18 protein-coding genes are annotated in these 18,384 nt (G+C 57.9%); 1 reads left to right on the top strand and 17 read right to left on the bottom strand.

All coding sequences use genetic code 11. From position 1 onward, the window contains the following. The 12 genes from thiG to JW937_07250 all read right to left on the bottom strand — a co-directional run. A partial coding sequence (gene thiG / locus JW937_07195; GenBank protein ID MBN1587197.1) for a thiazole synthase occupies nt 1-326 on the bottom strand: 326 nt, incomplete at its 3' end. Nucleotides 327-485: 159 nt separating this feature from the next. After that, a complete protein-coding gene (locus JW937_07200; protein MBN1587198.1) occupies nt 486-1,469 on the bottom strand; it encodes an ATP-binding cassette domain-containing protein in 984 nt (327 codons plus the stop codon). Then, nucleotides 1,466-2,434: an ABC transporter ATP-binding protein gene (locus JW937_07205; protein MBN1587199.1), complete on the bottom strand. Its 969-nt coding sequence runs from the start codon at nt 2,432-2,434 to the stop codon at nt 1,466-1,468. Before JW937_07205 ends, JW937_07200 begins: the two co-directional genes overlap by 4 nt. 95 nt (nt 2,435-2,529) lie before the next feature. Continuing rightward, a complete protein-coding gene (locus JW937_07210; protein ID MBN1587200.1) occupies nt 2,530-3,345 on the bottom strand; it encodes an ABC transporter permease in 816 nt (271 codons plus the stop codon). Nucleotides 3,346-3,353: 8 nt separating this feature from the next. Next, complete coding sequence (locus tag JW937_07215; GenBank protein ID MBN1587201.1) at nt 3,354-4,337, bottom strand: ABC transporter permease; 984 nt, start codon at nt 4,335-4,337, stop codon at nt 3,354-3,356. A gap of 45 nt (nt 4,338-4,382) precedes the next feature. Then, entirely contained in the window at nt 4,383-5,852 is a 1,470-nt protein-coding gene (locus JW937_07220; protein ID MBN1587202.1) for a CCA tRNA nucleotidyltransferase, read from the bottom strand. Nucleotides 5,853-5,929: 77 nt separating this feature from the next. Continuing rightward, a complete protein-coding gene (locus tag JW937_07225) occupies nt 5,930-7,561 on the bottom strand; it encodes a peptide-binding protein (protein ID MBN1587203.1) in 1,632 nt (543 codons plus the stop codon). A 3-nt stretch (nt 7,562-7,564) separates the two neighbouring features. After that, nucleotides 7,565-8,149 (bottom strand): preprotein translocase subunit SecG, encoded by a 585-nt coding sequence (gene secG / locus JW937_07230; protein ID MBN1587204.1) that lies wholly within the window; start codon nt 8,147-8,149, stop codon nt 7,565-7,567. A gap of 13 nt (nt 8,150-8,162) precedes the next feature. Then, nucleotides 8,163-8,945, bottom strand: coding sequence for a triose-phosphate isomerase (locus JW937_07235; GenBank protein MBN1587205.1), 783 nt, complete (start codon nt 8,943-8,945; stop codon nt 8,163-8,165). After that, nucleotides 8,942-10,147, bottom strand: coding sequence for a phosphoglycerate kinase (locus tag JW937_07240; protein ID MBN1587206.1), 1,206 nt, complete (start codon nt 10,145-10,147; stop codon nt 8,942-8,944). The genes JW937_07235 and JW937_07240 overlap by 4 nt, the downstream gene beginning before the upstream one ends. Before the next feature lie 9 nt (nt 10,148-10,156). Then, on the bottom strand, nt 10,157-11,176 hold the full coding sequence (gap, locus tag JW937_07245) for a type I glyceraldehyde-3-phosphate dehydrogenase (protein MBN1587207.1): 1,020 nt from the start codon (nt 11,174-11,176) through the stop codon (nt 10,157-10,159). Between the two features lie 162 nt (nt 11,177-11,338). Then, nucleotides 11,339-12,265 carry a methionyl-tRNA formyltransferase gene (locus tag JW937_07250; GenBank protein MBN1587208.1) on the bottom strand — a complete coding sequence of 309 codons (927 nt, stop codon included), beginning with the start codon at nt 12,263-12,265 and terminating at the stop codon, nt 11,339-11,341. A gap of 38 nt (nt 12,266-12,303) precedes the next feature. On the opposite strand from JW937_07250, the gene JW937_07255 reads away from it, so the two are divergent. Then, on the top strand, nt 12,304-12,909 hold the full coding sequence (locus tag JW937_07255) for a hypothetical protein (GenBank protein MBN1587209.1): 606 nt from the start codon (nt 12,304-12,306) through the stop codon (nt 12,907-12,909). 306 nt (nt 12,910-13,215) lie between these two features. Here JW937_07255 and priA read toward each other — a convergent pair whose 3' ends face one another. The 5 genes from priA to JW937_07280 all read right to left on the bottom strand — a co-directional run bounded on the left by priA (nt 13,216) and on the right by JW937_07280 (nt 18,384). Then, nucleotides 13,216-15,117 (bottom strand): primosomal protein N', encoded by a 1,902-nt coding sequence (gene priA / locus JW937_07260; protein MBN1587210.1) that lies wholly within the window; start codon nt 15,115-15,117, stop codon nt 13,216-13,218. Then, a complete protein-coding gene (locus JW937_07265) occupies nt 15,114-15,821 on the bottom strand; it encodes a uracil-DNA glycosylase (GenBank protein MBN1587211.1) in 708 nt (235 codons plus the stop codon). Before JW937_07265 ends, priA begins: the two co-directional genes overlap by 4 nt. Nucleotides 15,822-15,932: 111 nt before the next feature. After that, nucleotides 15,933-17,054, bottom strand: a complete 1,122-nt coding sequence (locus JW937_07270) for a hypothetical protein (GenBank protein MBN1587212.1) — start codon at nt 17,052-17,054, stop codon at nt 15,933-15,935. Continuing rightward, a complete protein-coding gene (locus JW937_07275) occupies nt 17,042-17,599 on the bottom strand; it encodes an HAD-IIIA family hydrolase (protein MBN1587213.1) in 558 nt (185 codons plus the stop codon). The genes JW937_07270 and JW937_07275 overlap by 13 nt, the downstream gene beginning before the upstream one ends. Beyond that, entirely contained in the window at nt 17,596-18,384 is a 789-nt protein-coding gene (locus JW937_07280) for a glycosyltransferase family 2 protein (protein ID MBN1587214.1), read from the bottom strand. The genes JW937_07275 and JW937_07280 overlap by 4 nt, the downstream gene beginning before the upstream one ends.

The raw sequence follows: 18,384 nt of genomic DNA on the forward strand, positions 1-18,384 counted from the left end.
AGAGTCTTCTGGTCGCCGATAACTTCCAGCTTCACCCAATCCGTGCCCACCGCCTCCCGGCCCAGACGCGCGTAGCGCACCGCCTCTTCGCAGTTATAGCAACCCGCCGTGTTGGGGAGAATATCGTAGCCCTCCTTAACCAGAGCGCCCAGGATGGACTCACCGGAGCGGTCCTGCAGGTCAACGCGGCGCACAGCTACGGTCACCATCTCCGTGCCCGAGGCGCGCAAGGCCTGCACCATGACCTCAGTGCTGGTCCACTTGCCCGTGCCCAGGAGGAGCCGGGACTCAAATGTCTTTCCTGCAATCACTAAGGGATCGCCCATAAAAAGCTCCGTGTCCGGAAACACGATAGGAAAAACATCGTGTCCCCGCAAATGATAGTCGGATCAAGATTTTACCAAACTGGGAGGAGGGATTCAACCGGGCCAACGTTGCGACTGCTTCGTGTTCGTAGTGCCAGGCACTGGTGCCAGGCACCGGTGTCAGGCACCAGTGCCTGGCACCGAATTGGACGGTAGCTTATCGGTCAGATGGCAGGCTGTGGGATGTCCGATCCGCTTTTGGGAAAGGGCGGGAACTTCTTCAGCACAAAGGGGTTCGGCAAACGGACATCGCGTACGGAACGCGCATCCGGAGGGCGGATTGATCGGGGACGGAATCTCCCCTTTGAGCGGAGTCTCGGTGACCTGAGTGGCGAGCAGGCCGCGGGTATAGGGATGCCCGGGCTTTTCAAACAGCTCTGCCGTGGCAGCCAGCTCCACAATGCGGCCCAAATACATCACAGCCACACGGTCGCTGATCCAGCGCACCACATTGAGATCATGGGCAATAAAGAGATAGCTGAGTTGCTCCTGATGTTTGAGGTCTGCTAAGAGATTCAGGATCTGGGCTTGGATCGACACATCCAGGGCACTGATCGGTTCATCGCAAATCACTAAGGCAGGATGGGTCACTAAGGCCCGCGCAATACCGGCGCGCTGCAACTGCCCACCGCTCAACTGGCGCGGAAAACGCCGTGCCAGTCGGGGGTCCAGGCCCACTCGGCGCAAAACCTCCTCGATCCGGCCCCCTTGTTCACATCGGGAGACCAGGTTCTGCACTCGCAAAGGCTCTGCCACGGAATCCCAAACACGCAGACGCGGATCCACCGAGGCACTGGGATCCTGAAACACCATCTGGACTTGGCGGCGTAACTGTGTCCAATCTTCCGGCCCGAAGTTTTCAAGAGATTTCCCTTTGAATGCCACGCTGCCCGCGGTGGGCGGCTCCAAGCACGCGAGCAGACGCCCCAGCGTGCTCTTGCCGCTGCCGGACTCCCCCACCAAGCCCAGGATTTCATTGGGTCGGATCCCCAAGCTCACATCCGACACCGCATGCACCCACCCGCTGACGCTGCGCATCCAGCCCCTCTCCACGGAATAATGCTTGCTCAATCCCAAAGCTTCCAACAGGTACGGCTTGCTCACAGCTTTTCCTCCAGAAGCAAACACCGGCTCCAGTGGGTGGGACTCATGGATACCGGGCCCGGACTGAGTTGCCTGCAACGCGGCTCAACCCGGTGGCATCGCGGGTGAAACGCACACCCCGCAGGGATATCCCAGAGTTGCGGAGGCTCTCCTTCAATGGGCGAAAGCCGGCCCGCGCCGCGTGCCATGCCCGGCACACATTCCAACAGCCGTTCAGTATAAGGATGCTTCGGGCTCTCCTTAACTTCATCCACATCACCCAATTCCACAATCCGGCCCGCGTACATCACAGCCACACGATTGGCCAAGGCAAATGCAATGCGCAAATCATGCGTGATAAAAACAACGGAAAGCTCCCCCCCTTCAGTCAGCTCTCCCACAATCTTGAGCACGCTTGCCTGCACCGTCACATCCAGGGCCGAGGTAGGCTCATCAGCCACCAGAAGCAAAGGCCGCCGGCAAGTGGCCATGGCAATCATCACACGCTGTTTCATTCCTCCGGACATTTGGTGAGGGTATTGATGAATGCGTTCTTCGGCAGGCATGATCCCAAAACGCCCCAATTGAGCTTTGGCCGCAATCTGCAACTCTGCCGGGTCCTTCAGTCCTCCCAGCCTCAAGGCCTCCACAATTTGCTCTCCGATGGTCATCAGAGGATTGAGAGCCGAGCCCGGGTGTTGGAACACATAGCCGATTTCATTACCGCGCACCTGTGGCACTTCTGCGGAAGATAACCGGAGCACATCCCGCCCGCCAATCCGGATTACTCCCGAGGGAATGGACGCATTGGAAGGCAAGAGACGGCCCAAAGCCAGGCCCAGCGTGCTTTTGCCGCAACCAGACTCCCCCACCAATGCAAGGATCTCCCCTTGGGCCACACTCAGATCCACCCTGTCCAAAGCGCGCAGAGTGCGGTCGCCGGTGCGGTAATCCACGCATAGATTTTCAATTTCAATGGTGTTCACTTATTACCTCACGCCGTCATTGCGGGCGAAGCGAAGCAACCTTTGTCCCACAAAGATTGTTTCGTCGCGTTGCTTCCCGCAATGACGGACTCGGGTCAGTCATACTCTCCCAACACATAGTCCCGCAACCCCTCACCCAACAAATTGAATCCGATCACAGTCACCAAAATCGCCAGGCCCGGATACACGCTCAACCACCAAGCCAGGCCTAAGGACTGTTTGCCTTCCATCAACATATTGCCCCAGGTCGCGGTGGGCGGCTGCACCCCGATCCCCAAAAAGCTCAGTCCCGACTCCACCAAAATTGCTGCTCCCACTCCCAGGGTGGCATTGACCAAGACCGGGCCCATGGCATTGGGAATCAAATGTTTCCTCAAGATATGAAAATCTTTTGCGCCAGCTACTCTGGCGGCCAACACAAATTCGCGCTGTTTGAGCGTGAGAATTTCCGCGCGCATCAAGCGGGCCACCCCCATCCAGCTCGTGAGACCGATCACCACCATGATGTTCCAGATATTGGCTTCCAAGAAGGCGATCACCGCAAGAATCAGGAAAAAGGTGGGAAAGCAAAGCATTAAATCCACAAAGCCCATAATCCAACGGTCCAGCTTGCTAAAGTACCCGGCCAATGCGCCGAGGGTGGTGCCCACCACTGTGGAAATACCCACAGCAATGAAACCAATGAGCAAGGAGATACGCGCCGCGTAAAGCATGCGCGTGAGCACGTCGCGGCCCAGAAAATCGGTCCCCATCCAATGTGAAGCCGTTGGTTTGGCAAGGATCTCCGTCAGCTTGACTGCATTCGGGTCATACGGACTCAGGACAGGGCCCAAGATCGCAAGCGCCGCCAGGAAAGCAATCACGCTCCCCCCGATCGCAATGGCCCGCTGATAGCTGAGATCGGTTCTCAAAGGCGCGCTCACGATTCGGGCTCCTGATAGCGGATCCGCGGATCCACCCAGCTATAGGCGAGGTCGGCCAAGAGATTCCCCAAGAGCGTCAACACCGCGCCGATGACCAGCAGGCCCATGATGATGGGGTAGTCTCGCGCCAGCACACTGTCAAAATAAAGCCGTCCCATGCCGGGGATGGAAAAAATGGTTTCAAAAATCACACTCCCTCCGATAAGGCCCGGCACCATCAAACCCATAATCGTCACAATGGGCAAACAGGCATTGCGGAGCGCATGCTTGCGGATCACCTGCATCTCTCCCAAGCCCTTGGCCCGGGCTGTGCGGATATAATCCTGTTGCAACACATGGACCATGGAACTTCTCATGTAGCGCGAGATCCCGGCCAGGCCGCCAAAGGCGGAAACAAAAATCGGCAGGGCCAGATGGTGCAGCAGATCCAGGCATCGCTCCAAGAGATTCATCTGACCGTATTCCAGGGAAGTGAGTCCGGAGATGGGCACAATCATGAGGCGCACCCCCAGCCAATCCATAAGCAAAAGGGCCAGCCAAAAAGTGGGCATGGCATAGCCGATAAAGACCAGGAGTGTCAGCCAGCGGTCTGAACGCGAGCCCCGGTACAGGGCCGAATGGATTCCGATGGGAATGGCCACCCCCATGACCAGAAGAATTGAAGCGATATTGATGGTGAGCGTGATGGGAATGCGTTCGGCGATTTTCTTGAGCGCAGGACGGCCGTCCATATGAGAAGTCCCGAAATCAAGAACTGTCAGTTTCTTGAGCCAGTACCAATACTGCACCGGGATGGGTTTGTCCAGGTGGTACAGCTCGCGCAGTTGCTGCTTGACCTCGGAGGAGGTCCGCGGATTCATTTCGGTTTGCATATCCGTGGGCTCACCGGGCGCAAGATGGATCACAACAAAACTGATGAGGGTAATGCCCAGCAGAAGAGGAATGGACGAAAGAACGCGCCGCAGAATATAACTTGCCATCAAACCCCACGCGTTGGAGAGTGTGTCTTTTTTACGGAACCCAGTTTAGCATAAATCACTTTTCAGGAGCTCCTTGGCACGCGCCAGCGCTTCGGCCGGAGTGCTGATTTCCCCCAGGCTCTGGGACTCATGAAGGGCTTCCAGAATTTTCCCCACCTTGGGGCCCGGCTCCAAACCCAATTCAACTATCAAAGTCTTCCCGTCCATAAGGGGCTCGGGCGGAGGCTCGGGCGGGTTGAGAAAATGGTTGAGGCATGCCGCCACATACTGGGTGTCGCGGTCATGTTCCTTAGGATCCCGTATGGGCCCCGTGGTTGCGGACTTATCCGCAAGCCAGCACAAAAGCATGGAGCCTTCCTCCTCTGCCGTGTCTCTGCGGAACCGGAAAAGGGCACGGTCAGATGGATTTTCCTCACGCGTCAGGAATCCCGGGCGCAGATGGAATTTGACGATCGAGCCCACCACATCCCTCTCGCGATTGGAAAGACGCCAGCGCCTGCAGATCTCATCGGCCATTTCCTGCCCCACGCGTTCGTGGCCGGTAAAGCCCCATCGCGTCTCGGTCATGGGCACCCGGGTTGCGGGCTTGCCTATATCGTGCAGAAGCACGCCAATCTTCAGAGCCACCAAGCGAGGGCGGTGGCGCACCAGAGGCTCCTGCAGGTATTTTCTCAAGGCCTCGGATTCCTTCACACCCCAACGGGAGGGATTCTCCAAGAGGAGCTCCAGCTGACGCATGGCCTCGATGGTGTGGTCCAGGACATCCAGGTGGTGCCATCCCCCTTGCTCCACACCGCGGCAGGCCTCAAGTTCCGGGCACAGAACCTTCCACACACCCATATCGCTCATAAGCTGCAAAGTGTGGGAGGCCTGCGCCTCCAGGAGACGGCCCATTTCCGCCTGCACACGCTCCGGAGCCGCCTGATCCAGGAGAGTAATACTCTTTCCCAGCAGCTCACACGTGTCCGTGTCGAATTCCGTGCTGAGCGCAGCGCGGAAAGAAAATGCGCGCATCACGCGCACCGGGTCGTCCTCAAAGGCCTTGTCATTACAGACACGCAGGGTCTTGTACAGGAGGTCCCGTTTGGAACCGCAGGGGTCCCAGAGCTCCTCCGGCCAGGTGCCCTGGACAAAGGCCTGGGGCGTTGTGGCCAAAGCATTTACAGTAAAGTCCCGGCGCGATAGATCCTCATCGATCCCGTCCGGATGCAGCGCGGTGATGTCCACCAGAATAGGATCCTCCTGCTGGGGAACATAACAGGCCAGGCGGAAGGTTTGGTGCTCCTTGTGAATGCAAATGGGACGCGCGTCAAAGGCTTCGCCCAGGGACCGGGCAAAGCCTTCCGGCCCCCCGCTCACCGCCAAATCCACATTGAGCGGCGGGTGCGGGGTGCGTTGCAGCAGAAGATCCCTCAGGAGGCCTCCCACCACATAGCATTCTGCTGCGCGCTCACGGCTAACCGCTGCCGCACGCTTTAGAACAGGCTCAATTTTGGTATGAATCTCAATACTCATCGTCCTAATAGGGTATCACGATGCCGGTGCCAGGCACCGGTGCCAGGCACCAGTGCCTGACACCGCGACCGCGAGGGTCAGTAACGAAGATAGCGCTGCTGGGATTTGGGCACATACCAATCCTTCAGGTTGTACCCGATCCCGGCAATGGTGGGTTCAATCCCTTGAAAGCGGGCATGGACAATGGGAAGGGCATCCCCCACAAAAAGAAACATATACGGCTGCTCTTCATGAATAATCTCATGAATCCGCCGGTAACACGCTGCCCGCGCTTCCTGATCAAAAGTCGTACGTCCTTTCACCAGCAACTCATCGACTTCGGCATTGTGATAGCTGACAAAATTATATTTACCTTCCCCAATCTGCGAGGAGTGCCAGATCGCGTAATTGTCCGGGTCCACCGATAAGCCCCATCCCAGCAGTACCGCATCAAAACGGCCCTTGTCCACAAACTCGTGCACAAAGGTGGCCCACTCCACAATCTTGATCTTAACGCGCACCCCGACTTCGGCTAAGCGGCGCTGAATAATCTCGGCCGCCAGCTTGCGCTGCTCATTCCCCTGATTGGTCATGAGGGTGAATTCAAACACTTTGCCGTTTTTATCCAGCCACCCGTCACCGTCGCTATCCGTCCAACCGCATGTTGCCAGAATGGACTTGGCCTGCAACGGATTATAAGGACGCGGTATTGTCTGAGCATTGGTTGCCCAGGAACCCGGAATGAACGGGCCGGTGCAGGGCTGGCCCAGGCCAAAAAGCACGCCGTCAATGATCTCCTGTTTATCCACTGCGTGGTCCAGGGCTTGGCGCACCCGCACGTCCTGAAAAAGCGGATTCTCCAATTGATAGCCCATATAGGTGTAGCCGCGAGCCGGATAACGGAAACGGCGGAAATTTTCTTTAAAGAACTCCGTATCCGTCATGCGTTGATACTGCAAAGGCGTGAGATTGATCTCGTCCACATTCTGGGTGCGCAGCTCCAGAAAAAGCGTGGTCTGGTCCGGAATAATGCGGATTACATAGCGGTTGATATTGGGCCGCCCTTCAAAATAATCTTCATTGGCCACCAAGTCCACCCGGCTGCCCGTGTCCCAGTTTAAAAAACGGAAGGGCCCGGTTCCCACAGGATTCCGGTTTTCGCCGGACTTTACAAGATCCTTGCCCTTCAGGAGATGCGCCGGCAGCACCCCCATTCCCCAACTCGAAAGCGCGGGAGCAAAGGGCTCGGAATATTTGACGCGCAAGGTGTGCGCATCCACAATTTCCACCGACTCCACAAGCTCGTAATCACTGCGATGGGGAGTGGGAACCTTCGGATCCATCAGGCTCTGGTAAGTGAAGAGCACATCCTCGGCGGTGAAGGGTTCGCCGTCATGCCAGCGCACGTCCTTGCGCAAATGAAAGAGAATGGTGCGCCCCTCATCGAGGATCTCCCAACTCCGGGCCAACTCCCCTTCCAGCTCTAAGTCCTTGTCGTAGCGCACCAAGCCGGAGTACACCAAACCCGTGACCTGGCTGGAACCGCTATCGCTCACGAGGATCGAGATGAGGTTGCGCGGTTCTCCGATCGAGCCCGTGACCAAAGCATCCCCGGTTTCGGCCGCGCCTGCAGAAAAGCAAAGGGCAAAAATAAACAGGAGGCCTGAGATCAGACCTCCTGTTCGATGAGTCCAATAGGCGCTTCTCGTATCCGAGCGCTCAGAAGACATAGTTTAAGGTGTGGCCCCTGCTTCGGGTTTCACGGGAACGGATTCCTGCACGGCAGCCTCAGCCTGAGCGGCCACCGGGGCTGCGGCGTCCTGAGTCTCAAACACAGCTGTCTCAAGAGCCTGCTGAGCTGCTGTTGCCTGGGCCTCCGCCGCCTCTGTGCTTTCCACCACAAGCTGCTGCACTTCCCCGGCTGCGGAATCCACCGTCTCCATGGTTGCCGCGGCTGCAGCAGTGGCCTCTTCTGTTGTTTCGGCAAGCTCAGCCAGGGTCTTGTCCACACTCGCATCTGTAGCTGCGGCCTCAGGCACTGCCGGAATCGCGGTTGCAGACGCCTGAACTGCGCGTTCCATCAAAGACTTGGAGCCGCGCGCACTCAAGAAGGTCAAACCCGCACTCGTAAGAATAAAGGTAACAGCAAAGCCGGTCGTGAGCTTCATAAGCAGATCTGCGGTCTGTGTGCCAAAAAACTGCTGGCCGGCTCCGCCTCCGAACACATCCGCCACCCCGCCGCGCCCTGCCTGAAACAAAATCATGGTGATGAGCATAATGCAGGCCACTACATGAAAGACTATTAAGACAATTGCCATAACGAACTCCCGATCAGCTGTTCAGAGTCGAGGACACGGTTTCTGCAGCGCCTTGAATAATGCCCACAAAATCCTCGACTTTCAGGCTTGCGCCGCCGACCAACGCGCCGTCAATATCCGGGGCCGCTGATAGCTCCTTGATATTGCCCGGCTTCACGCTCCCTCCGTAGAGGATGGTCAGGTTCGCTGCCGTGGCCTCGTCCCAAATCTGCGTACAGATTTGACGGATGGCCTGGTGCACTTCCTGGGCCTGCTCCGGGCTGGCGGTCACACCAGTCCCAATGGCCCAAACAGGTTCATACGCAATGACGCTCCGGCTGATTTCTTCTTTGGAGAGGCCCTGGCAGCTCTCGGTAATCTGCCGGCGCACCACATCCAGAGTCTTATTCGCTTCACGCTCCTGCAGGGTCTCTCCTACGCAAATGATCGGTTTGAGCCCGGCCGTGAGAGCGGCCTTCGTCTTGCGGTTAATGCCCTCGTTGGTCTCCCCAAAAATATGACGGCGCTCCGAATGGCCGAGAATCACATACTCGCAACCCACATCCTTGATCATGACCGGGCTCACTTCGCCGGTAAAGGCGCCTTCGCGCTCCCAATATAGATTTTGGGCGCCGAGACAAACAGACGTTCCCTTAATGGCCTCGCCCACTGCACTCAGGGACGTAAACGGAGGGCATACCAAAACCTCCACGGGCAGGGATTCCGTAATCGCGTCCGCAATCCCCTTGCTGAGTTTCACGCCCTCGGCCACAGTCTTGTACATCTTCCAATTACCCGCAATAATCGTTTTTCTCATGACACTCCTACCGAACTCTGGCGCAAGGCCGCTATGCCGGGCAGGTCTATGCCTTCCATCATCTCCAAGGAAGCGCCGCCGCCCGTCGAAATATGTCCCATTTTCCCGGCTGCGCCCATCTGATTGACCGCCGCCACACTGTCCCCGCCGCCGACCACAACATAGGCGCCGGAATCCGCCAAACACGCCGCCACGGCTTTGGTGCCGTTGGCAAACTCAGGAATCTCAAACGCACCCATGGGGCCGTTCCAAAAAACCGTCTTGGATTTGAGCAGTTCCTTTGTAAAGAGCGAAATTGTCATGGGGCCGATATCAAAGCCGCCCCACCCGTCCGGGATATCTGCGTCCGCAATCTGCGTCACTGCCCCGATCTTCATTTCCTGGGCAATAAGATGGTCCGTCGGCAACAGAATCTTGACGCCCCGCGCTTCGGCGGACTTGAGAATCTGCCGGGCAATTTCCACCTGCTCCGGCTGAAAAATCGAAATCCCGATTTTGCGGCCTTGGCAGTGCAAGAAGGTATAGGCCATCCCGCCGCCGATCACCAAGGTATCGACGACTTCCGTGAGCTTCTGCAGCACACCGATTTTATCTGAGACCTTAGCCCCGCCCAAAACCGCCGCAAAGGGCCGTTCCGGATTTTCCAGAAGACGCTGCAGCGTTTCCACTTCCTTTTGCAGCAAAAATCCCGAGACTGCCGGCAGATAGTGCGCCACCCCTTCGGTGGAGGCGTGGGCGCGATGGGCGGTCCCAAAGGCATCATTCACATAGAGAGTCCCCAGCGCGGCAAGCTTCTTGGCGAATTCCGGGTCATTGTCCGTCTCTTCCTTATGGAAGCGCAGATTCTCCAGGAGAAGCACCTGTCCCGGAGCCAAATCAGAGGCAAGCTTTTCAACCTCCGGCCCCACGCAATCCGGCGCCATCGTGACCGCCGCACCTAAAAGCTTCTCAAGCCGGGCAGCCACAGGCGCGAGTCTCATGGCTTCGGCCACCTTTCCCTTGGGCCGGCCCAAATGGCTCATCAACACCGCGGAGGCACCCTGCTCCAACACGTACTTAATTGTGGGCAGTGCAGCCCGAATCCGGGTGTCGTCCGTGATCTCACCCGCGTCATTGAGCGGAACATTGAAGTCCACCCGCATAATCACGCGGGCAGACTTCAGTTCCACCTCTTTGACGGTCTTAATACTGGGACTCGTCATGAATGGCTCCTACGCAGCTTGAAGTTGCTTGGCAAAAATATACTGGATCAGATCCACAACGCGGCAGGAATAGGCCCACTCGTTGTCGTACCAGCCGAGTACCTTCACCTGCGTGCCGTCGATGACACGGGTGAGGTCGGCATCCACCACACAGGAGTGCGGGTTCCCGTTAAAGTCCTTGGAAACCAGCGGCTCTTCGCAGAACTCAAGGTATTTGCCCATCGCGCCCTGGCTTGCCTTCTTGAGCGCCGCATTGACCTCTTCCGCGCTCGTGGCCTTCTCGGTCTGCACCGTGAGATCTGTCAGAGAGACGTTCGGGGTAGGCACGCGAATGGCCAACCCATCGAGCTTGCCCTTGAGCTGCGGAATCACCAGGCCGATGGCCTTGGCCGCACCTGTGCTCGTGGGGATCATGGAGACCGCGGCGGCACGCGCCCGGCGCAGATCTTTGTGAGCCAGGTCCAGGATGCGCTGGTCATTGGTATAAGAGTGAATCGTGGTCATCAAACCGCTCTTGATTCCAAAATTATCCAGAATCACCTTGGCCATCGGGGCCAAGCAGTTGGTCGTACAGGAGGCATTGGAGATCACGTTGTGCTTTTGGGCATCGTAGGTGCCCTCGTTCACACCCAGGACAATCGTGACATCCTCATTCTTGGCCGGGGCCGAAATGATCACCTTCTTGACAGAACCCTTGATATGATCTTTGGCCTTATTGGCGTCCGTGAACACGCCTGTGGACTCAATGACGACCTCGACGCCGTACTTATCCCACGGGATATCGGCCGGGGACTTCTCGGTGAGAACCTGGACGGTCTTGCCGTTGACGCTGAGGCTGTTCTCGCCTGCCTTCACATCCGCATCCAGATTTCCGAGCACGGAATCGTACTTGAGAAGATGGGACAAAGTCTCTGTGGGCAGCGGCAGGTCATTGACCGCGACTATCTCAATTTCCTTATTCCCCATCGCTGCACGGTATACGTTGCGCCCGATACGGCCAAAACCATTGATACCGACTTTAATTGCCATGATTCAAACCTCCAACTTGTGTTGTTTTGTCTAGAAAATTCATTCCGGAGAGTTTATCGAAAATCCCCTTCAAATGCAAGGGAGACGGAGGTCCGGGCCAGGGACCGATTTCAGAGAGTCTGCTGAGCTCAAAGGAGATCTGTCCCTGTGAGTCAGGCAAACTTAAGAAAAGGTAAGGCCCACAGCCAGGGAATGGGCAGCCAGCCAGGCCTCTGCAGGCATGGGCCGCTTGCCTTCAGGCTGGAGCTCCAGGATCCGCAGGCTCGCTTTTCCTGCGGCCACAACCAGGCCCTGTTTGGGATCTGCAGCCAGAACTGTGCCCGGGGCCCCGGATTCCGCGCAGAGCTCAGAGCGCAACAGCACCAGCCGGCGGCCATCCAACACGCTATAGGCCCTGGGCCAGGGCTGATAGGCCCGGATCCGGCGCTCGATGAGCCCCGCAGGTTCAGCCCAATTGACCTGGCCCTCGGCCTTGGAGAGCTTGGGCGCGTAGGTGGCCTGCGCCTCGTCCTGTTCCACAGCCCGGCCCAAGAAGGAGTCCAGATCGCGCAGCACCCTAAACAAGCTGCCGACGCCCAAGCGCGCCAAGCGCTCCCCCAGACTCGCAGCTGTGTCCGTGGGCAAAACCTGATCTTCTTCTTGGAGCAAAACCGGTCCTGCATCCACTCTGGATGTAACCAGGGCCAGGCTCACCCCGGTGAGCGAATCGCCCTCCAAAATTGTGCGTTGAAGCGGGGAGGCGCCGCGATGCCGGGGCAGAAGCGAAGGGTGCACATTGAGATTTTCGACGGACGCGACTTCAAGCACTTCCTTGGAGAGAATCCCGCCAAAGGCGGCCACCACGGCCAGGCCGGGTTTGAGGCTCTGATATTCGGCCAGAAAAAAACCGGAACGCACGTCCTCGGGTTTGAGGACACGCACCCCGTGGGCTTCGGCCACGCTTGCCACGGCAGAAGCCTTGAGTTGTTGTCCGCGTCCCTGCGAACTATCCGGACGGGTAACCACTGCCGCAGGCCGGTGCTCGGAATCAATCAAGGCCTCGAGAATCGGCACGGCAAAGGCAGATGTTCCAAAAAATACAATATTCATTCTGCTACGATGCCCTTAACTCGGGTTATAATGCTCGCATGTCTGAAGCGCCCCAAACACAACTCTACTTTGACAAGGCTCAAGAAGCCTGTCAAAAGGAAAACTTCCCCTACGCCTTTGAGCTCCTGGATGAGGTGCTCGCTGAAGAGCCTTCTCATGCGCAGGCGCGGCTCATGCTCCAGTCCATCCGCGAGCGCATCGCCCAGGGAAACCCGGCTAAGGGCATGGCCAAAATGGCCGCCTCCCTTAAGAGCGCCCCGCAGTTAGCCCAGGCCGCGTTACACACCAACCGCAAGGATTGGGCTAAGGCGGCGGCTGCCTATGAGGCTGTGCTGCGGGCCAATCCCACCCACGAAGGCGCCCTCCATCAACACGGGAAAGTTCTCCTGGAGCTGGACTGCGTGAACGCGGCCGTGGCTGTCTGGGAATTCCTGCTCAAGACCAATCCCGATCACATGGACACCTTGAGACAGCTCGCAGCCCTTTACCTGCGCACTGCCAATTCAAGCAAGGCGCACGATGCTTTTGAGCGTATCCTCAAGTCCAACCCCAACGACGGCGAAGCGCGGAGGGGTCTCAAAGACCTGGACGCGATTGGAACTCTTGAACGAGGCTTCGGCGGCCCGACTCAAAAATCTGAATAACCGGAACGCTTTTTTCGCACTGAAGTCGGGATGGTCACCTCCCTCTCTGCCCTCTCTGTTAATAAACCGATTTTTCTGGGTGTTGGGGTCCCTCAGTTCCACTCTTTCGGGGACGGTTCTCTCCTATTCTTTGCGTGGCAAGGAGTTACGCGAGAACCGTCCCCTTAACCTGGAAATAACCCAGCATACGCTAAGGGAGGTGACCGGCCCGAACCTTACAAAATGCAGATCCGATACCCTGACCAGAGGGGACGGTTCTCGCGTAAGTCCATGTTGTGTATGGAATTGGAGAGACCTGTCCCTGATTTAGGGCTCCGTAAGGATAGAGAGGTGGACGCCGGTTTTTTTGACTTGGGCCCAGGCAGCGGCAATGGCGTTTTGGAGGGTAAATACCCGGCGGCCGCGCAGCACAAGCTCCCAGCGATAGGCATCACGCACCTTGGCGGGCCGGCCCGGGTGCGGCTCCCCTAAGCCCCCAGCCAGCTCCTCACGCGCGCTCAAATTTTCGTACAAAGCCTCAGCCACGCTCTCAACCCGTTTTTCCACTTTGCCCCGCAACTGCATGGAAACCTGATACCCCGCAGGCGGCAGCCCCAAAGCCCGTCTTGTTTCCAGTTCCTCGCGGTAATAGCCCAAAAAATCCCATGCCTGCACATGCTTGAGCAAGGGTTGATCCGGGGAATAGGTCTGGATCAGGACCTTGGAATTCCCGTTCACAGCCAACTGCGCGCGCACCACATCGAGCATATGAAAGCTGCGCTCCGCAGCCCGGAAATCCGGCCAGTTCAGCCAAGATTCCAAAGAGAGCACCGCAGCCAAGGTCAACCGCGGGGAATGAATTTCCCCCAGCAAAAGCTGCGTGCCGAGCAGCACATCGATTTCTCCCCTTTCAAATCGCGAGCGCAGCTCCTCCATCGCGCCTTTGCGGCGGAGCACATCCACATCCAATCGCGCCACGCGAAACTCCGGAAGCCAACGCCGCAACTCGCTCTCCACCTTTTCCGTGCCAAGCCCTCTAAAGCGCACATAGTCCGAATCACATTCCGGACAGCGTTCCGGCACACCCTCCTGATGGGCGCAATGGTGACAGATCAGTCTCTTTTCGCTGTAGTGATAGGTCAGAAGCACGGCACATCGCGGGCACTCCATCCGGTGCCCGCACTTCTGGCAACCCGCATGACCCGCAAAACCCCTGCGATTGACCAACAGTAAGGACTGTTCTTGCCGCTGGACGGCATTTTCCAAAGCGGCCACCAGAGCCGGAGACAAACGCCCCACCCCGGCCCGCGCGCCGCGCATGTCCACAATAGAAACTGCGGGTAATTCGCGGGGCTTTTCAACCAATTCGTATTGCTTGCGCCGGGCGCGATAGTAGCTCTCGACAGAAACCGAACCCGCACCCAAGATAAGCGGCACGCTTTCAATACGCGCCCGCGCCAAAGCCACAGTGCGGGCGTGAAAGCGCGGCCCCTCTTCCCCCTGATAATTCCCGTTCGCCTCATCCTCGATCACAATCAACCCGAGCCCGCAGATAGGCGCGAGCACTGCCGAACGCAGACCCATAACCAGCGAACAGGGGCGCGTCCTCAAACGCAGCCAAGTCTCCCGGCGCTGGGGCAAACTCATCCCCCCGTGCAACACTTCACAGGTTTCGAGAAGCTCAGGCGCCTCTGATGTTAGGAATGCGCGCATGCGCTCCAGAAGTTTGACTTCAGGCAAGAGCAGAAGCGCGGCACGCCCCGCCTTTGCTGTGGCGCGCATGGCCCGGACATAATGCTGCCAACGCTCAGCGCGCTGGTCTATTTGCAGGAGTCTGGGTTTGGGGGCAAGTTCCGCGGATTGGACGGGGTTGGGCGGCTCCGGCCACGCCAAAGAACGCAGCGTGCGCAGAGTCTGAGGCAAACCGGTTTCAATGGACTCCCCCCACCCGCACCCGCAGTGCGCCGCCAGCCAACGCGTCAATCGCAAATAGCTGTGCGGGAGCAAAGGCTGCGGCTCAAGCAGCGCATCGAAGGGTTTGACCGGATAAGAAGGCTTGGAAACAACCCGGCCCACCACATAACCGAGCACGCGGCGATTGTGCAACCGCACGCGCACGCGGCATCCCACTTGCACCTGATCGCACAAAGCCTCGGGAACCGAATACGTGAAGACACGGCGGGAGGGAATGCCCACTGCCACACTAACCCACTGCACAGCCGCACTCACTTCTGCGGAACAGACAGCCCAAGCTCTGCCATCACGGACTTGAGGTCCTCCCAGGCCTCGCGCTTTTGCTCGGGGTTGCGCAGGAGATAGGCCGGATGAAAGCTGACTCGCGCGCGCCGGCCGCGCACTTCAAACCAACGGCCCCGCGTTTGGCGTAAAGGCAAATCCTCTTTAAGCACACCGGTGGTCGCGGTACGCCCAAGCAAACAAAGAACCTCCGGCTGGATCAGATCAATCTGAGACCACAGGTAGGGAAGACAGGAAATAATCTCCTCCGGCGCAGGAACCCGGTTGTTGGGAGGCCGGCACTTGACCACATTGGCAATATAGACCTGCTCCCGGGAAAGCCCCATGGCCGCAATCATGCGGTCCAGGAGTTGCCCGGCCCGCCCCACAAAAGGCCGGCCTGTGCGATCCTCCTCCGCACCCGGGCCCTCGCCGATAAACATCAGTTTGGCGCGGGGACTGCCCTCTCCGGGCACGGCATGAGTGCGGCCCTTGTAGAGTGCGCAACGCTGACAGGAAAGCACTTCCTGATTCAAGACCTCCAGGTTGGGATACCCCTTTGCAACCCCATTCGGGGATTCGCTCCCTTTTGTTTGAACCGGGACAACAATGTCCGTGATCCCTGTGCCGCATTCCGCGTCTAAAAGACGAATCGCCATATCGAAGATATCTTCTTTTCTCTGCGTGGATGCTGCCATTATGTTACGATCTCCCGCGTCATCCTGAGTGAATACGTCGTCATCACGAAGAGCGAAGCGACGTGGTGATCTGCGTGGACAAAGATCACCGCGCTTCGCTCGCGATGACGACTACTTTTCTAATGCCTCCAAAATTTCTTCAGCCGTGGATGCATGCCGCAACTTGAGCATGCGTGCACGCGCTTCTTCCAAGAGTTCCGGCTGGGACAAGCAGCGCTTGAGTTGTCCCACAACCTCCTCATTACTGTGGGCCTGCCAACCCAAGCCTTCCTCTTTGACATAGGCCGCATTTTCATATTCTTGGCCCGGCAGGGCGCTATGGATCAAAATCGGCACTCCACTCTGCACCGCCTCGGTCACACTCAAACCTCCCGCCTTGATCATCACCAAGTCACTGGCCCGCAGCAACTCGTGCATGTTCTGCACAAAACCGTGAATTTTCCATTTGAGAGACCGGCCGGGCCCCAAGGCAAAGGTTTCGGCCCACTCCCTGAGTTCCCGGTTGTGCCCGCAAACAAGTTGAAGCTGGTAGTCGACCTGCACGGCGCTCAATCGCTCAATCAGATCGCGGATCCGCCCCACTCCAAAGCCGCCGCCGGAAAGAAGGACCGTGGGTAGCCCGGCATTTAAATCGAGTTCTCGCCGCAACTGCGCTTTGTCCTCTGCGGGAAAAAATACAGGACGCGACGGAATTCCCAACGCTTCGGCCCGAAAGGCCTTCGCATCCCACGATTTCATCTGCCGGACAGCGCGTTCAGCCCCCAAGCAGTACAGGTCCGTACCCGGAGCAACCCAAAACGGATGCACGCCGTAATCCGTCACCACGGTCGCAACAGGACACCGCAGCCGGTGTTTCAGTTTCAAATTGGCCACAAAACACGCAGGCATAAAATGCGTGCAAACAATCAGGTCCGGCAGATCTTCGAGAATCAAAGCCTCCAGCTTCCCAAGGACCGCGTCATTGAAAACGCGCCGGAGCGGATGCAGCAGGAATCGGTTCACCCAATACGGTCGCGTCAAATAGTACGACAGAGCCCAGAGCCAGACGGCCCGCGTCATCATGAATACATAGGAAGGTTCGTAGGTTTTTTGCACCGTAGCGGCGGCAAAGTCCAGGGTATCCAAGACCCGTACTTCCTTAACGCTCTCCAACTCCTGGAACTGCTCTCCCAAGCCCTCGGCCGCCCTCCGGTGTCCTTCTCCTGCAGAGGCGTGCAAAATCAGAACGCGCATGTACCCTCCAGCAACTCGTCCACAAACTGACTCAAAGACCGGCAGACCGCATCCGGAGGATCGTCCCAATCCCCAATCTGCTTCTCAGACCGGACCTCCCCGGTTAGAACTAATACCGTGCGGCAACCCGCACTCTTTCCCGCGCGGATATCCCGGAGAGAATCACCCACCATCACAGCCTCACAGGCCTCCGCTCCCAGGCGTTCCATGACCTCCAGCAGCATCCCCGGATTGGGTTTGCGACGGGGGTCACTGTCATCGTAAACCTTGCAGTACTCGAGCGCATCCAGATGCGCACCAGCCTGGCCCAATTCCTCGTGCAAGCGCTCAGTCACGCGCGCCAAGTCCTCTTCACTGAGAATCCCGCGCTCCACGCCTGCCTGATTGGAAACCACCCCCACCTTGATTCCTGCCCGATTGAGCTTGGCAATGGCCTCCGGCGAACCTTCAACAAGATGGAGTTCCCCGGGACTGCACACATAACCTTGGTCCGGCGGAGACACATTGATGACCCCGTCGCGGTCCAACAAGACTACTCGAATCATGAGCGGGCCTCGTTCTGCATCAGCTCCCAGCACTTGACCCAGCGCAAAAATTCAATCCATCCATAGATGCCGGCCAAGATCCACCCGCGCGCCCCGTCGCGCCAACCGCCCTTCTTGATGGCCATCTTGGTGAACACTTTCAGAGGCCGCCGCCGGGCTTGCTTCAAAACAAAGCGCTGCCCTTGAGCACGGTGACGCTCGAGCATTTCCAGGGCCTCACAATCTGTATAGAGATTTTGCTTCGTAAAAAAGTCAGAGAGAGGTTCAAAGGGATAGTGGGCTATGGCCGATTCAATATGGCCGACCGGACCGTTGACTTCAATCCCCTGATGCAAAAGGCCGGTGGGGTCGCCTCCGCGGTCCTTATGGAAGAGTCGCAAAGTCTTCTGGCGCCAGCCTCCGTGATCCAGACGCTGGTTCAGAAAATAGTTCTCGCGCCAAAAGGTAAACCCCAGATACTCTCCCGGATGGGTCAAGACTTTTTCGATCCCGGCGCGCAAATCCGGGGAAACGATTTCATCCGGGTCCATTAAAAGGACCCAGGGCCCCTTGCATTTCTGAAATCCAAAATTCCGGCGCTCGTAAAATTTGCCTCCGGAATATTCACAGCACACCACTGTGGCGCCCAGCTCTTCACCGATTCGAGCAGTTCCATCCGTACTGGCGTCATCAATAAGCACCCGCTCATCCGCCCAGGACACGCTCTCCAAGGCCTTCCGGATCCGCGCCTCTTCATTGCGCACAAAGAAGACCACCGAAAGAGCGGCACGGCCGGCAGGTTTCAT

It is taken from the genome of Candidatus Omnitrophota bacterium (genome assembly GCA_016929445.1).
Lineage (GTDB): Bacteria > Omnitrophota > Gorgyraeia > JAFGIU01 > JAFGIU01 > JAFGIU01.

Coding starts and splice junctions, on each gene's coding strand:
- JW937_07215 (MBN1587201.1), bottom strand. CDS start 4,337: ATGGCAAGTTATATTCTGCGGCGCGTTCTTTCGTCCATTCCTCTTCTG.
- JW937_07270 (MBN1587212.1), bottom strand. CDS start 17,054: ATGCGCGTTCTGATTTTGCACGCCTCTGCAGGAGAAGGACACCGGAGG.
- JW937_07225 (MBN1587203.1), bottom strand. CDS start 7,561: ATGTCTTCTGAGCGCTCGGATACGAGAAGCGCCTATTGGACTCATCGA.
- secG (MBN1587204.1), bottom strand. CDS start 8,149: ATGGCAATTGTCTTAATAGTCTTTCATGTAGTGGCCTGCATTATGCTC.
- JW937_07250 (MBN1587208.1), bottom strand. CDS start 12,265: ATGAATATTGTATTTTTTGGAACATCTGCCTTTGCCGTGCCGATTCTC.
- gap (MBN1587207.1), bottom strand. CDS start 11,176: ATGGCAATTAAAGTCGGTATCAATGGTTTTGGCCGTATCGGGCGCAAC.
- JW937_07220 (MBN1587202.1), bottom strand. CDS start 5,852: ATGAGTATTGAGATTCATACCAAAATTGAGCCTGTTCTAAAGCGTGCG.
- JW937_07240 (MBN1587206.1), bottom strand. CDS start 10,147: ATGACGAGTCCCAGTATTAAGACCGTCAAAGAGGTGGAACTGAAGTCT.
- JW937_07275 (MBN1587213.1), bottom strand. CDS start 17,599: ATGATTCGAGTAGTCTTGTTGGACCGCGACGGGGTCATCAATGTGTCT.
- JW937_07235 (MBN1587205.1), bottom strand. CDS start 8,945: ATGAGAAAAACGATTATTGCGGGTAATTGGAAGATGTACAAGACTGTG.
- JW937_07265 (MBN1587211.1), bottom strand. CDS start 15,821: ATGGCAGCATCCACGCAGAGAAAAGAAGATATCTTCGATATGGCGATT.
- JW937_07255 (MBN1587209.1), top strand. CDS start 12,304: ATGTCTGAAGCGCCCCAAACACAACTCTACTTTGACAAGGCTCAAGAA.
- JW937_07280 (MBN1587214.1), bottom strand. CDS start 18,384: ATGAAACCTGCCGGCCGTGCCGCTCTTTCGGTGGTCTTCTTTGTGCGC.